The organism is Neobacillus ginsengisoli (assembly GCF_030813055.1).
The window spans coordinates 428,380-443,561 of the sequence record NZ_JAUSTW010000001.1; the positions used below are offsets into that span (position 1 = coordinate 428,380).

Annotated in this window: 14 protein-coding genes; 11 read left to right on the plus strand and 3 right to left on the minus strand. The window is 38.8% G+C overall.

Annotated elements, in window-relative coordinates; translation table 11 throughout:
• The first annotated feature begins 17 nt into the window (after window positions 1-17).
• Together gcvPA and gcvPB are read left to right on the plus strand one after the other, a co-directional pair.
• Complete coding sequence (gene gcvPA, locus J2S10_RS02255) at window positions 18-1,364, plus strand: aminomethyl-transferring glycine dehydrogenase subunit GcvPA (protein ID WP_307404093.1); 1,347 nt, start codon at window positions 18-20, stop codon at window positions 1,362-1,364.
• Window positions 1,357-2,817, plus strand: coding sequence for an aminomethyl-transferring glycine dehydrogenase subunit GcvPB (gene gcvPB, locus J2S10_RS02260; RefSeq protein WP_307404094.1), 1,461 nt, complete (start codon window positions 1,357-1,359; stop codon window positions 2,815-2,817). Before gcvPA ends, gcvPB begins: the two co-directional genes overlap by 8 nt.
• A 126-nt stretch (window positions 2,818-2,943) precedes the next feature.
• On the opposite strand, the gene J2S10_RS02265 is transcribed toward gcvPB, so the two are convergent.
• Window positions 2,944-3,327: a rhodanese-like domain-containing protein gene (locus J2S10_RS02265; RefSeq protein WP_307404095.1), complete on the minus strand. Its 384-nt coding sequence runs from the start codon at window positions 3,325-3,327 to the stop codon at window positions 2,944-2,946.
• 201 nt (window positions 3,328-3,528) lie between these two features.
• Between J2S10_RS02265 and J2S10_RS02270 the strand changes: the two genes are divergently transcribed.
• From J2S10_RS02270 to J2S10_RS02285, 4 genes are all read left to right on the plus strand, one after another.
• The gene (locus tag J2S10_RS02270) at window positions 3,529-4,365 is read left to right on the plus strand and encodes a lipoate--protein ligase family protein (RefSeq protein ID WP_307404096.1); all 837 of its coding nucleotides are present in this window, start codon (window positions 3,529-3,531) and stop codon (window positions 4,363-4,365) included.
• 328 nt (window positions 4,366-4,693) lie between these two features.
• Window positions 4,694-7,252, plus strand: coding sequence for a vitamin B12-dependent ribonucleotide reductase (locus J2S10_RS02275; RefSeq protein WP_307404097.1), 2,559 nt, complete (start codon window positions 4,694-4,696; stop codon window positions 7,250-7,252).
• A 163-nt stretch (window positions 7,253-7,415) separates the two neighbouring features.
• Entirely contained in the window at window positions 7,416-7,868 is a 453-nt protein-coding gene (locus tag J2S10_RS02280; RefSeq protein WP_307404098.1) for a C40 family peptidase, read from the plus strand.
• A gap of 256 nt (window positions 7,869-8,124) precedes the next feature.
• Window positions 8,125-9,009: a patatin-like phospholipase family protein gene (locus J2S10_RS02285; RefSeq protein WP_307405120.1), complete on the plus strand. Its 885-nt coding sequence runs from the start codon at window positions 8,125-8,127 to the stop codon at window positions 9,007-9,009.
• 13 nt (window positions 9,010-9,022) lie between these two features.
• On the opposite strand, the gene J2S10_RS02290 is transcribed toward J2S10_RS02285, so the two are convergent.
• Both J2S10_RS02290 and J2S10_RS02295 read right to left on the minus strand, forming a co-directional pair.
• Complete coding sequence (locus J2S10_RS02290; protein ID WP_307404099.1) at window positions 9,023-9,415, minus strand: SA1362 family protein; 393 nt, start codon at window positions 9,413-9,415, stop codon at window positions 9,023-9,025.
• Between the two features lie 57 nt (window positions 9,416-9,472).
• Window positions 9,473-10,417: a DUF1385 domain-containing protein gene (locus tag J2S10_RS02295; RefSeq protein WP_307404100.1), complete on the minus strand. Its 945-nt coding sequence runs from the start codon at window positions 10,415-10,417 to the stop codon at window positions 9,473-9,475.
• A gap of 217 nt (window positions 10,418-10,634) precedes the next feature.
• Here J2S10_RS02295 and J2S10_RS02300 point away from each other — a divergent pair, with 217 nt between their 5' ends.
• The 5 genes from J2S10_RS02300 to J2S10_RS02320 all read left to right on the plus strand — a co-directional run bounded on the left by J2S10_RS02300 (window position 10,635) and on the right by J2S10_RS02320 (window position 15,180).
• A complete protein-coding gene (locus J2S10_RS02300) occupies window positions 10,635-11,132 on the plus strand; it encodes a YqhR family membrane protein (protein WP_307404101.1) in 498 nt (165 codons plus the stop codon).
• 80 nt (window positions 11,133-11,212) lie between these two features.
• Window positions 11,213-12,274 (plus strand): M24 family metallopeptidase, encoded by a 1,062-nt coding sequence (locus tag J2S10_RS02305; protein ID WP_307404102.1) that lies wholly within the window; start codon window positions 11,213-11,215, stop codon window positions 12,272-12,274.
• A gap of 21 nt (window positions 12,275-12,295) precedes the next feature.
• Window positions 12,296-12,853 (plus strand): elongation factor P, encoded by a 558-nt coding sequence (gene efp, locus J2S10_RS02310; protein ID WP_307404103.1) that lies wholly within the window; start codon window positions 12,296-12,298, stop codon window positions 12,851-12,853.
• An 810-nt stretch (window positions 12,854-13,663) separates the two neighbouring features.
• The gene (locus J2S10_RS02315; RefSeq protein ID WP_307404104.1) at window positions 13,664-14,704 is read left to right on the plus strand and encodes a hypothetical protein; all 1,041 of its coding nucleotides are present in this window, start codon (window positions 13,664-13,666) and stop codon (window positions 14,702-14,704) included.
• 14 nt (window positions 14,705-14,718) lie between these two features.
• Window positions 14,719-15,180, plus strand: coding sequence for a cytochrome c maturation protein CcmE (locus J2S10_RS02320; protein WP_307404105.1), 462 nt, complete (start codon window positions 14,719-14,721; stop codon window positions 15,178-15,180).
• Window positions 15,181-15,182 lie beyond the last annotated feature (2 nt).

Here is a 15,182-nt window from a genome sequence, read left to right on the forward strand (position 1 = left end):
TGAAGGGAGCCAGGTTAATGAGACATCGCTATTTACCTATGACTGAAGAAGATAAGAAGGCTATGCTTGAAACGATTGGTGTTTCCTCCGTTGATGAACTGTTCAGCGACATTCCTGAGAAGGTGAAATTCAAGGGTGAATATAATATAAAAGCGGCAAAGTCTGAAACTGCTCTAATGAAAGAACTATTTAAGATGGCCACTCGGAATGCTGATTTAAAAAGAAATGTATCTTTTCTTGGTGCAGGGGTTTATGACCACTACATGCCGGTTATCGTGGATCACGTCATTTCCCGTTCCGAGTTTTATACAGCCTATACCCCATATCAGCCTGAAATTTCACAGGGGGAGCTTCAAGCGATTTTTGAATTCCAAAGCATGATTTGTGAATTAACGGGAATGGATGTTGCCAACTCCTCCATGTATGATGGCGGAACCGCTCTGGCAGAAGCGGCAATGCTAAGTGCAGGGCATACAAAACGGAAAAAGATTATCGTTTCAGGTGCTGTACATCCGGAATCCCGTGAGGTTCTCAAAACGTATGCCAAGGGACAATACTTGGATGTAATTGAAGTGCCGGTAAAAGATGGTTTAACAGATTTAGATGCTTTAAAAGGATTAGCAAATGAGGAAGTTGCTGCTGTCATCGTCCAATATCCAAACTTTTTTGGCAGGATTGAGCCACTAAAGGAGCTTGAAGAAATCATTCATTTAAATAAATCTTTGTTTGTCGTTTCTAGCAATCCGTTATCTCTTGGTGTGTTAACGCCTCCCGGAAAATTTGGTGCAGACATTGTTATTGGTGATGCTCAGCCTTTTGGGATTCCAACTGCATTTGGCGGTCCGCACTGCGGATATTTTGCGGTAACAACCAAGTTAATGAGGAAGGTCCCGGGCCGTCTTGTTGGACAGACAACAGATGAACAGGGACGCCGCGGTTTTGTTCTAACTCTTCAAGCACGTGAACAGCATATCCGTCGTGATAAAGCGACATCCAATATTTGTTCAAACCAGGCTTTGAATGCTCTTGCAGCCTCGGTTGCAATGACAGCTCTCGGCAAAAAAGGCGTTCGTGAAATGGCATCAGCGAATTTACAGAAGTCTCATTATGCAAAAACTGCATTTAAAGAAAATGGGGTAGAAGTTGTTTTTGAGGGCCCTTCTTTTAATGAATTTGTTATTAAACTAAATAAAACGGTAAAAGAAATTAATCAAAAGCTGTTACAAAAAGGAATCATCGGAGGCTATGATTTAGGACGTGACTATCCTGAACTATCCAACCATATGCTGATTGCGGTAACAGAACAAAGGACGAAGGAAGAAATTGATACTCTAGTGAAAGAATTGGGGGATTTGCATGCATAATCAAGACCAGGCACTCATTTTTGAACTTAGTACACCGGGCAGAATCGGATACAGCCTACCGGAAATGGATGTTCCGGAACTTGAGCTTGAAAGCCTTCTTCCTGAAGGGTATTTACGCGCGGAAGAGCCTGAGCTTCCTGAAGTTTCTGAGCTTGATATTATGCGTCACTACACAGCCCTTTCTAAAAGAAATCACGGTGTCGATTCAGGATTTTACCCGCTCGGTTCTTGTACAATGAAATACAATCCGAAAATCAATGAAAATGTGGCCCGTTTTAACGGATTTGCCCATGTGCATCCGCTTCAGGATGAAAGCTCTGTCCAAGGTGCTCTTGAGCTTTTGTATGACCTGCAGCAGCATTTAATTGAGATTACCGGAATGGATGAAGTGACCCTGCAGCCGGCAGCCGGTGCACATGGTGAGTGGACTGGATTAATGATGATCCGTGCTTATCATGAAGCAAATGGCGATCTAAAACGCACGAAGGTAATCGTGCCGGATTCAGCGCATGGAACAAACCCTGCTTCTGCAACAATCGCAGGTCTGGAAACAATTACCGTAAAATCAAATGAAAACGGGCTTGTTGATCTTGAGGATTTAAGAAGAGTTGTTGGTGAAGATACTGCAGCCTTAATGTTAACGAATCCGAATACTCTGGGACTTTTTGAAGAAAACATTCTTGAAATGGCTGAAATAGTCCACGGAGTAGGTGGAAAGCTTTATTATGATGGAGCTAACTTAAATGCTGTTCTTTCAAAGGCTCGCCCTGGGGACATGGGATTTGACGTTGTTCACTTAAATCTTCATAAAACATTCACTGGTCCTCACGGTGGCGGCGGTCCGGGTTCCGGTCCGGTTGGTGTAAAAGCAGACCTGATACCGTTCTTACCGAAGCCGGTTATCGCCAAACGAGGGGAAGAATACGTACTTGATTATGACCGCCCGCAATCAATTGGCCGTGTAAAGCCATATTACGGTAACTTTGGCATTAACGTTCGTGCCTATACGTACATTCGATCAATGGGTCCTGACGGATTAAAAGCAGTAACGGAATATGCCGTATTAAATGCAAATTATATGATGAGGAGACTTGCTGAATATTATGACCTGCCGTTTGATAGGCATTGTAAACATGAATTTGTTTTAAGCGGCAGACGCCAGAAAAAATTAGGTGTCCGTACGTTGGATATTGCCAAGCGCCTGTTGGATTTTGGCTATCATCCCCCAACCATCTACTTCCCATTAAATGTGGAAGAATGTATCATGATTGAGCCGACTGAAACCGAATCGAAAGAGACACTCGATTCATTTGTCGAAATCATGATTCAAATTGCCAAAGAGGCAGAAGAAAATCCCGAAATCGTCCAAGAAGCCCCACATACGACTGTTGTCGGGCGTATGGACGAAACAACTGCGGCACGGAAACCGATTTTAAGGTATCATAGGGCCTAATGGATAAAAAGAGGTCAGATTAGGAAAATCTAATCTGACCTCTTTTTTTGTTTCAAAAAACAGATAAAAATGGAACAAAAAAAGGGCTTCTGCACTTAAAACAGAAGTCCTTTCGGGAGGTATACACTATTTCTTCGTTTTAATCTTCCCTGACCAGCCCTTAAAGCCGCCATGGAGCTGTGTTAGGTCTTTATAACCTTTACGGTTTAAAAATTGTGCTGCACGGGCGCTGCGCATACCGCTTTGGCAATATAAATAAACAGGCATATCAGAACGAATTTCTTTCATTCGCATTTTCATTTGTGACATTGGAATATTACGTGCTCCTAAAATATGACCAGCTTCGAACTCATTCGGCTCACGGACATCAATTAACTGAGCCTTTCGGTATCCGGCACGAAACTCTTCTTCTTTAATTGTTTTTACAATTCTTTTTTGATAAAAATAAGTAAAAACAGAATAGATGACAACTGCAACGACAATGATTAATAGAGGATAAAGTGAATTCAACTTCTTTTTGCTCCTTTCAAGCTATGCTACACTAGTTTTTATTATATAAGAAACCACTAAAGAGTAAAGATGAATAGCAAAAAATCTTTTCAGTTTGGCCTAATTAATTATACCGGAAACAGTTTGTTTTGAATTCATATCAGAATTTGGTAGACTTTAATTGAATAAATTTTTTTAACAATATACGAATGAGGGTTACTTATGAAGAAAGAAATTTGGCGTTTTATTGATTCAGGTAATGGTTCACCATCTTTCAATATGGCTTTAGATGAAGCATTGTTAGATTGGCATAGCGAGGGGAAAATTCCCCCTGTGATTCGTTTCTACGGGTGGAATCCTGCAACCTTATCTGTCGGTTATTTTCAAAAGGTGGAAAAGGAAATAGATATGGATGCTGTTATAGCTCACGGGCTTGGTTTTGTTAGAAGACCGACGGGAGGGCGCGGGGTTCTTCACGAACATGAGCTAACCTATAGTGTTATTGTTTCTGAAGACCATCCTGAGATGCCAAAATCCGTTACCGAGGCTTATCGCGTCATATCGGAAGGGATTTTAAAGGGATTTCATTATTTGGGACTTGAAGCTTATTTTGCTGTTCCAAAAACAGATGAAGAACGGGATGCATTGAAGAATCCACGTTCTGCCGTATGTTTTGACGCCCCGAGCTGGTACGAGCTCGTCGTTGAAGGACGTAAGGTGGCAGGCAGTGCACAAACACGTCAAAAGGGTGTTATTTTACAACATGGCTCGATACTCTTGGATTTAGATGAGGATAAGCTGTTTAGCTTGTTCAAATATCCAAATGAGAGGGTAAAGGATCGGATGAGGAAGGCTTTTAAAAGTAAAGCAGTTGCAATCAATGAAATAAGTCCAAGAAGGATTACCTTAGAGGAGGCAAAAGAAGCGTTCTATAAAGGTTTTGCAGAAGGGCTTAATATTGAACTTGAACCCTACCATTTAACAGAGGAAGAAATGGCATACGTTCAAAAAATTGCGAATGAACGCTATAAAAATGATGAATGGAACTTCAAAAGATAAAAAGCGGCGGATTGCCGCTTTTTCTATTTGTTGTAATTTCTTTAAGCTATAATTCCTATTTATTAAAAAGAGCAACCTGCGAAAATTGTTAAAATTTCTTGTTTTTTGCCGAAAACAGGTTAAAAGCTTTCATTTACTCCTAAATCTAGTTTCTTTTAAGTTTGACAAAATTTTTATTTCTTGAATTTAACACAATATGTAGTAGTGTCGAAAATATTTTCGGTACTATATGTTGATTTATGCTTCCGAAATATGATAACTTATGTTTATCAACTAGATATTGATTCTAGCAAAAGATAGAGATTTTATTTTTGAAGGAGTTGTTCTCATGTCTGTAGTTTTTAGACAACAAATGAATATTGATTTTGAAAGGTTGAATGAGGATATCCACTTATTTCCCCAGGTACACCCAGTTACCCCGGATATGAAAATAACTCACAAGGGTGTTTCAAGACTAGTCATGCTTGACCGTTACACCTTTAAAGACACTGAAAAGATTACCCTCACAAATGGCGACTTTGTTGTTCTTACAATTAAAGAAGATCCGAAATTTCCTGCACGCGGCCTTGGAACCATCATGGAAATTGACTGGGAAAATAAAAAGGCAAAGGTATTAGTCGAAGAAGAATTCAGAGGAGTCCTGGATGCCCCTGAAGAAGCTAGTACAGGTATAATTGTTCGTTCACTTGATGTGATTGAGAAGCCTTTAGAGCTTTTCTACGAGCAAATTGCCAAACGGAATGCAACGGGGCTTGCTTCGGTTGAATCAACGGAGGAGAAACGTAGAGAGTGGTTTGAAAAGTTTTATCAGGAGCTTGTGAGCATGAATTTTATACCTGCAGGCCGTGTACTTTACGGAGCAGGGGCAAATACAGATGTTACGTTCTTTAACTGCTACGTTATGCCTTTTGTGCCGGACTCCCGGGAAGGAATCTCTGACCACAGAAAACAGGTAATGGAAATAATGAGCCGCGGCGGCGGTGTCGGAACGAATGGTTCCACCCTAAGACCCCGTAATACCCTTGCAAGAGGCGTAAACGGTAAATCATCGGGTTCGGTTTCATGGTTGGATGATATTGCGAAATTGACGCATTTAGTTGAGCAAGGGGGCTCGCGCCGGGGCGCTCAGATGATCATGCTTACGGACTGGCATCCGGACATTATTGAATTTATAATCTCTAAAATGCAGAATCCTAGAATTCTACGTTTCTTAATTGAAAATACAAATGATGATACGATTAAAAAGCATGCTAAGGACAAGTTAAAGTTCACACCGTTAACTTTACAAGAAACAGCGATGTATCAAGGTATTGTAAATTATAAAAACATTCCCGGTTATGGCGGCTTTGATGAGAAAATCATCGCCGATGCTGAAGAAAAATTAGAAATCGGGGGTAATTTTTCCGTTCATAATTCAGAGTTTCTTACAGGTGCGAATATATCAGTATGTTTAACAAATGAATTTATGGAAGCTGTTGAAAACGATAGTGAATACGATCTTCGTTTCCCTTATGTTGAAAGCTATGATCAAGAGGAAATGAAAATATACAATGAAGAGTGGCATATTGTTGGAGATGTGCGTGAGTGGGAAAAACTTGGCCACAAAGTACGGGTTTACAAAAAAATTAAGGCGAAAGAGCTTTGGAACTTAATCAACATTTGTGCAACCTACTCAGCAGAACCGGGTATTTTCTTTATCGATAATGCAAACGACATGACTAACGCTAAATCTTACGGTCAAAAAGTTGTTGCAACAAATCCGTGTGGAGAGCAGCCTCTCGCACCATTTTCAGTTTGTAACCTTGCAGCTGTAAATCTTGCTGAAATGGCTGATAAGGAAACAAAAACAGTTGATTTTGAAAAACTTAAGAAAACAGTAGCTGTCGGAGTAAGAATGCAGGACAACGTAATCAATGCAACTCCGTACTTCCTTGAAGAAAACAAAAAGCAAGCACTTGGTGAACGCCGAGTCGGCCTAGGAGTAATGGGCTTACATGACCTATTAATCTACTGTGAAACAGAGTACGGCTCAGATGCAGGAAATGTACTAATTGATAAAGTGTTTGAAACGATTGCAGTAACTGCGTATAAAACATCCGTTGAATTAGCACAAGAGAAGGGAAGCTTCCCATTCTTAACGGGTGAAACAATTGAAGAAACGAATCGCTTAAGACAGGCCTTTATCAATACAGGATTCTTGAAAAAAATACCTGAAGATGTTCGTCAAGCTATTTTAGAAAATGGAATAAGGAATTCACATTTACTAACTGTGGCTCCAACAGGATCCACTGGAACAATGGTCGGAGTATCTACAGGACTTGAGCCTTATTTCTCATTCTCGTACTTCCGCAGCGGACGCCTTGGTAAATTTATTGAGGTAAATGCGGATATCGTCCAAGAATACCTGGAAAAACACCCGGAAGCAGATGCAAATAATCTTCCAAACTGGTTTGTAACAGCGATGGAGCTTGCACCGGAAGCGCATGCGGACGTCCAATGTGTCATTCAGCGCTGGATTGACAGCTCCATCAGTAAAACCGTCAATGCTCCTAAAGGATACAGCGTTGAACAGGTGGAAAAAGTATATGAGCGCCTGTACCGTGGCGGTGCAAAAGGTGGTACCGTCTATGTAGACGGATCCCGAGATTCACAAGTATTAACGCTTAAGGCGGAAGAGAACACGGTTGACGATACAGTTACCAAGAAAGAAAAGCATAAACAACACGTCGTCCTTGTCGACACAATCAGTGACCTTCGCTCAACAGATGTAACAATCGGATCAGAAGTCGGTAATACATGTCCGGTCTGCCGTAAAGGAAAAGTAAAAGAAATCGGCGGCTGCAATACCTGCACGAACTGCAATGCGCAATTAAAATGTGGATTATAGTAGGTCTTAGAGGATGGGAAAAGTTTTCCCATCTTTTTTTATTGTTATACCGAAAATTATTCCAATATAATTTGTAACATAATTGTAATCTCCCTGTGACGCCTATGTTAATCTTTTTTTGTATAGTTGGTGTATCAAATCACACCAGGGAGGAATAACAATCATGCTAAAGAAATTCATCGTAGCTCTTACTATCTTAGCTTCTTTAAGCTCTTTGTTTACTACTATGGGTGATAAAGCTGAAGCGGCATATAATTATCAAGCAAAAGCAATTTCAGTTGCAAAAGCACATCTGGGTGTTCCCTATCGTTGGGGCGGAATAACACCGCAAGGTTTTGATTGTTCAGGTCTTGTAAAGTATTCATACGGTAAGGCAGGGAAAGCATTGCCACGTACAGCTGCACAAATGTTTTATACAAAAGGTTATCGTGTATACTCCTTACATGCCGGAGACTTGATGTTTTTTGCACCAAATAAGGCGAGCAAACCGACACATGTTGCCATCTATATCGGAGCAGGGAAAATGATTATGGCTTCCTCTTCAAAGGGAGTAATGATCACTTACACAAACAATAAATATTGGAAGCCAAGATATATAGGGGCAAAACGTATCTAATAAGGTGTATTTTAAGAGGAAAGAACATCGGAAACGATGTTCTTTTTTCGTATTTCTGATAATGAAGCAATTTGTGCCAAAAAAAACGATGGTTTTAGAAGATACAACAGCGGAAATGTTTACGAATATTTGCATAAGGGACAGTCTAATATGTCACATGAAAATTTAATTTGGATTTTCTATTTGTCCAACGTACTATTTTTCCTAATAGCCGCTTAAAGATGTAAAAATGAATACATCTTTGGGAGTGGCTGCCATGAAAATAGACGGTGTTTTTTCTGGAGGGGGCATTAAAGGTTTTGCCCTAATTGGAGCCTACGAAGAAATTGAAAAGAGAGGTTTGCAATTTGTGAGGGTTGCCGGAACAAGCGCCGGCTCCATTTTTGCAGCATTAATTGCCGCCGGCTACACCAGTAAAGAAATTTATCAATTACTAGATGAATTAGACATCTCAAAAATACTCGATGCCAGGAAATCATTTATTCCTTTTCCATTTGCTAAATGGTTGTTTCTTTATTGGAAGCTAGGGCTATATAAAGGAAATGAACTTGAAAAATGGATAAAGGAAAAGCTGGAAGCTAAAGGGATAAGGACCTTTGCAGATATGCCGTCACAATCACTTAGGGTGATTGCCTCAGATTTATCTAATGGACAGTTAATCGTTCTCCCAGACGACCTGGAAAAATACGGAATACCACCAGGCTCCTTTTCCGTTGCCAAAGCAATTAGAATAAGCTGTAGTATCCCTTACTTTTTTGAACCGGTTAAAATGAGGTCAATGGATGGGATAGACGTTCTTGTAGATGGAGGGGTGCTCAGTAATTTTCCAATGTGGCTTTTTGATCAGGATCAGGTCCAAAAAATTAGGCCTGTCCTTGGCATCAAATTAAGCACGAGTGAGTACGAACATAAAAAGCATAAAATACAAAATGCCATTCAATTGTTTGGAGCATTATTTGAAACAATGAAGGATGCACATGATTCAAGGTATATTTCCAAAAAGCATGCAAAAAATATTATCTTCATTCCGGTTGAAGGAGTGTTATCAATCGAGTATCATTTAACAGAAGAAAAGAAGCGCCAATTGTTTGATTTAGGTAAAGAACATGCAAAACAGTTTTTAAAAACCTGGGGCTATTAAAAAAATCGAGCGCTTAAAACGACGCTCGATTTTTCTTTTTCGCCTTCTTTCCGTCGATAACAGTTAAATGAGCAGGAGATTTCTTTTTTGTCTTGGTGTTTTTCTTTAAAGATGTCAATGTCCCAAGAGAAGAGCTCTTAACATGTGAGTCTCCACTTTTTAGCTGCAAGCGTTTTTTTGACTGTTTAGCTGCTTTAAGAAATGCCCGCTGCTCTTTTTTCTGGGGGCTCGAGGCTGAAAACCTCCGAACAAGAAAATAAATAACTAAACCGATCAATGCGATGACAGCTATTCCCTGAATAAAACCGGCAGGATTAGCGGTAATTGATCCGTAAACGCCCAATAAAGCAAGGATGATAAGTCCTCCTATAATAATAAAAGATGTCCGATTCTTCAAGAAAGCCACCTCCTTAAGAGCATCTTAAGCATTTTTAAAATCTTTTAAACATTTATATGATAAAGATTAGACAATTTCTTCCGCTTCTATTTGATCTTCTGTTTCCTTTTCCATTTTTAACAACTCTTTAAAGGAAAGAATTGCTACCTCAACTTGATCATTAGTCGGTTCTTTTGTTGTTAAGAGTTGTAACCATAGACCCGGTAGACCTAAATACTTTAAAACTGGGATATCCCTCAGCTTGTTAGTAACCTGTAAGACTTCAAAGGCGATACCTAAAACAACCGGTATTAACAGCAAACGGTCAACAATTCGAAGCCACAATGGTGACGTAGGGACAAGTAAATAAACAAAAACACCAACTACGACTGTAAAAAGGATGAAACTGCTGCCGCATCGGTAATGAAGCCGGGAATGTGCCTGAACATTTTCAACGGTCAATTCCGCTCCGTCTTCAAAGGTATTGATAACTTTGTGCTCGGCACCATGATATTGAAATACTCTTTTTATCAGAGGTGTCAGAGATACAAAATATATATAACATAGAAGTAGGATAAGCTTAAAAAAGCCTTCCACTAATACTTGAGCAAAATCTGATGGAAAAATCGGTTTTGTTAATACTGCTAAGAAGACAGGAATTAAAGTGAAAGCGAATTTCCCGAATAAAAATGAAATCACACCAATTGTTGCTACCCCGAGGTACATAGTAAGCTTTGAGACTTCTTTTTCCTTCAGTGTATGATCTTCTTTTGGATCAACATCAAATCTCTCAGTGGAGAAGTTTAAATGCTTAGAGCCGTTTGCACTGGCTTCTATTATGGCAATTATCCCACGTAGGAAAGGTATTTTTTTCAGTGTTGAAAAATATGGATTTGCTTTGCGGGGCAAATGTAAGTAATCAACAGAACGATCCTTTCTTCGAATCGCGGTCACATAATGATGTTTTCCGCCAAACATTACTCCTTCGACGACCGCCTGGCCGCCATAAACGGGTTTTTGAGAATTAGACATGTAAGTTAACACCAACCTATTACAAAGTTGCACATCAGCAGAAAAGATAAATCTGTATGTACCTAATTTTATTCTACTCGAAATACGAAAAAACCTCTAGGAATGACATAATCTTTCCAATTTTTATTGGTTAAATTTTTTTCTTGCAAGTGAAATGTAACCTTAAGGGCATAATAAAAGTGGATTTCATATGGTTTAATTTTTAGGAGGTACATACATGAGTAACGAGCAAATAAAAACAGATTATCCAAAACCGATGTCTTTTGTAGCTATGGTGTTTTGGACAGGTTTATTTGGTGGACTTTTTTGGGGAACCTTGGGCTTTTTTGCCTACTACCTTAATTTTACCGATATATCTCCCAATGTTATTCTTGAACCGTTTGCTCTGGGAAATTGGAAAAATGGATGGCTGGGTACAGTGATATCAATATTGATAATGGGGATTTTTTCAGTACCTGCGGCATATATTTATTATGCTGTCCTTAAAAAGTTTAAGGGAATATGGTTTGGGCTTGGATTCGGTATTGTTTTATTCCTCCTCGTGTTCTTTGTATTGAACCTGTTCTTACCGGGGATAAAACCGTTTTTCAATCTAAGCCCGGATACCATTATCACTTCTATTTGTTTATATATCGTATATGGAATTTTCATTGGTTATTCCATAAATTATGAGTATCAAAATAATAAAGTTGAAGATAAAGAAGCTGCAACTTAATTCCAACAATAGTCGTAACCGTTGTGTTGTGATAAAATATTTTTGGTCCCATTGGATTTGATAAAGGAGAGTGGAAACGAATGAGTAAATTAGAAAGATTAAGAGCTGCCTTTTCAACACTTGGAATAGACGGTATCCTTATTACTAGTCCATATAATCGCCGGTACATGACAAATTTTACGGGCACATCAGGAGTTGTGTTAATTAGTACAGACAAAGCACAATTTATCACAGATTTTCGCTACATAGAACAAGCCTCAAAGCAATGCCAAGGGTACGAAATTGTAAAGATTTCCGGTACAATCCCTGAAGAAGTTGCAAAGCAAGCAAAAAACCTCGGGATTCAAAAACTCGGCTTTGAAGAAGATTATTTAACATTCTCCTCATTCAAGACCTATGAGAAAGAAGTTGAAGCGGGTCTTGTACCAATTTCAGGTGTGATCGAAAAGTTACGCTTGATTAAGACTGATGCAGAGATTAAGATATTAAAGGAAGCAGCGGATATTGCCGATGCTGCATTTAAACATATTTTAGACTTCATTCGTCCCGGAAAGACTGAGCTTGAGGTTTCGAATGAACTGGAGTTCTTTATGAGAAGAGCAGGAGCAATATCTTCATCTTTTGATACGATTGTTGCATCCGGTCATCGCTCTGCACTGCCCCATGGTGTCGCAAGTGAAAAAATAATCGAAGCCGGGGATTTCGTCACGCTCGATTACGGTGCGTACTACAAGGGGTATGTTTCCGATATTACCAGGACTATTGCGGTTGGAGAACCTGATGCTAAGCTGAAGGAAATTTATGAAATTGTCCTTGAAGCTCAGCTAAGAGGCATGGATGGTATTAAACCGGGAATGACAGGTAAGGAAGCAGATGCGTTAACAAGAGACTACATAACTGAAAAAGGTTATGGTGAATACTTTGGACACTCTACTGGTCATGGAATTGGATTGGAAGTTCATGAAGGTCCCGCGCTTTCATTGAAATCGGATCTGGTATTAGAACCTGGAATGATTGTAACCTGTGAGCCAGGTATTTATATCCCCGGTCTCGGCGGAGTTCGGATAGAAGATGATACACTTATAACTAAGGATCTTAACGAGGCTCTTACTCATTCAACAAAAGAACTTATTATTTTGTAATAGACATAGGAGGATAAATGAATGATTTCTGTTAATGATTTCCGTACAGGATTAACTATTGAAGTGGATGGAAGCTTATGGCGCGTTATGGATTTCCAACACGTTAAACCGGGAAAGGGTGCGGCATTTGTCCGTTCAAAGCTTCGTAATCTTCGGAATGGAGCAATTCAAGAAAAAACCTTCCGTGCAGGAGAGAAAGTAGAAAAGGCACAAATTGATAACCGCAAAATGCAATATCTTTATGCAAGCGGCGATGCTCACGTGTTTATGGATATGGAATCCTACGAGCAAGTTGAACTTCCTGCAACAAGCATTGAATATGAATTGAAATTTTTAAAGGAAAACATGGAAGTTCATATTATGATGTATAACCATGAGACCCTTGGAGTGGAATTACCAAACACTGTTGAGCTTGAAGTCACTGAAACCGAGCCTGGAATTAAAGGTGACACAGCATCAGGCGGTACAAAACCTGCAACACTTGAAACCGGGTTAATTGTTCAAGTTCCTTTCTTCATTAACCAAGGTGACAAGTTGATCATAAATACAACTGAAGCTTCTTACGTATCACGTGCATAATATTTGTAAAAACCTTAGTCCGCTTAAATGGGACTAAGGTTTTTTTGTTTGTTCATCTTTTATTAGCGGACACCCTTTTTTACTTTTACTAGCTTTAAAACTTCACTAAATAGTAAAAATTAGTAGCCTTTTCACAAATCGGATTTTGCTAAAATGAACTAGAAATAATATAAAAGGAAGGGGTGAACAAAAATTGAAACGAATGGCTTTTCTTTTGTTCTTGGCATTCTTTTAGTAGGAATTGCAGCCGGCTGCAGCTCCGCAAAAGAAAAGTGGACACTTGCTAAAAAACATCAACCATTACCTGATTAGCAGCCCCAATCCAAATTTGCCAGTCAGTTGTATAGTGTAAATACTGCGGATTCGCCAGGGCTGGTCCCATTTTTTCTTTACCTGCTCGACGGGAAGACACAACAAGAATGGGTCCGTCATTAAAGGGTCTTGATGGAGCAAGGCAGTTAAAAAAGAATGATATAACAGATATAGTTTCCTACATTCGTTCACTACAGGAAAAATAGGCATCGTCGAAAAAATAAAAGCATCAAAATAAAACCTGTATCCATTTATTGGACAGGTTTTATTTTTTTTATATTAATTCCCTATTTTTTTGCAATTAATCTACCAAAATAATCAAATGTGTACATTTTGTGGTGGTTTTTTGTCGAAAACGCAACGATTTTTCTTCTTTAACAAAATGTTCAAGAGTGAATCAACTTAACGGGTTAGAGAACGATTATATTTATTTCAAAGAGGGCTATAGTAAAAAATCGTAATTTTTAGTGGCAGTTTTCCAAGTCAAGGAGGATTAATATGCTTAAAAAGAAATTATTGGCTTTATTAATTATTGCATCTTTTTTATCAAGCTTATGTTTTCAAAAAGCAAGTGCTGAAACTCCATTTCAGGCGGAAAAGTTTCCGTTTAAAGAAATGCAGATCCAAGTTATGCCGGAGTTTGATTATCCTGAAAATTGGCCGAAAGGCACACCTTCCTTGCTAGTAGGGCTCTATGGAACGATTACAAACAATAGCGGTCAAGATTATAATGGGAAGATTGAAATTCCAATACCTGTAAAGGAAAAAGATTTTCAAGCTAATCTAGTAGCTGAATTTCCGTCAGCTGATAAACCGGAAGTTCAAAGACCTTACGATATTTACAAAGAAAAGGGAATTGTATCATGGAAACCGGCTAAGACCATTAAAAATAACGAGACCTATAAATTTGTCATCGAATATTATGTGAATTCAATTCAGGTAAAAGATAAAAAAATCTTTACATATTCGTTTACTAACCAATCAGAGATCGACCAACTTAATGTGATCTTTTATGCGCCGATGAATGCAAAAGAAATTCAGCTTGAGCCAAAAGCACAGAACAACTCTAAAAGTGATTACGGGGAAGATCTTTATTACTATCAATATCAAAACGTAAAGAAAGGGGAAAACCTTTATTACACTTTTTCTTACAAAAAGGATGGAACAGAATCCACAATGGAGGCCATTAATAAGCAACAGCCGCCAAATGATAGTACACATGCAGGTGTGAAAAACGGGACTTCAAAAAGTCAAACATCAAACGTTAATTCAAAAAGTCCAATTATCAGTATTGGCGGTGCCTTAATTATCGGGAGCGCAATTATCATTGCCAGTGTCTTTGTTTTCTTAGGGCTAAAAGGGAAAAAACCGCTGCCATTCAAGGCTAAAAAAACAAATAAACATCAACCAAAAAAGGAAACCGCAAAAAAAGAAAATAAATCAGCTAATGCAGAAGACAAGAAAGAACTCCGCAAAAAGCTATTAACAGGAAAGATTGATCAGGAAACATACGAAGAAGAAATGAAAAAATTAATATAAATGGGGTGAAAGCTATGAAAAAAAATACGATAGTTTTGCTTTGTGGTTTTATTATTGCAGGAGCCATTGTGTTCTTGCTGATGGCAGCAACTCCCGGATCAAGTGGAATTGAATTAACCTTGAAGCAGTTAATCGCAACTCAGGATCAACATAAAAATGATTTTGTTACCGTTGAAGGAAATATCATTGAGAAATCTATTAAATGGAATCCGGATAAAATAGAATTGAAATTTGATATAAAAGACAGCGAGGGAAATGTCTTACATACAGTTTATAACGGACCAAAACCGGATAATTTCTCGGAAGGGGTTATTGCCATTTTGCAAGGATCACCAACAACAAAGGACCACTTTAAAGCTGAATCAGTGAAGACCAGATGTCCATCAAAATATGAAGGTAAAGATGTAAAAGATATGAAGAACTACAACCCTAAAACACATAAAGAAAAGACGAGTACGCTACCAAAAGGAAACTAAGT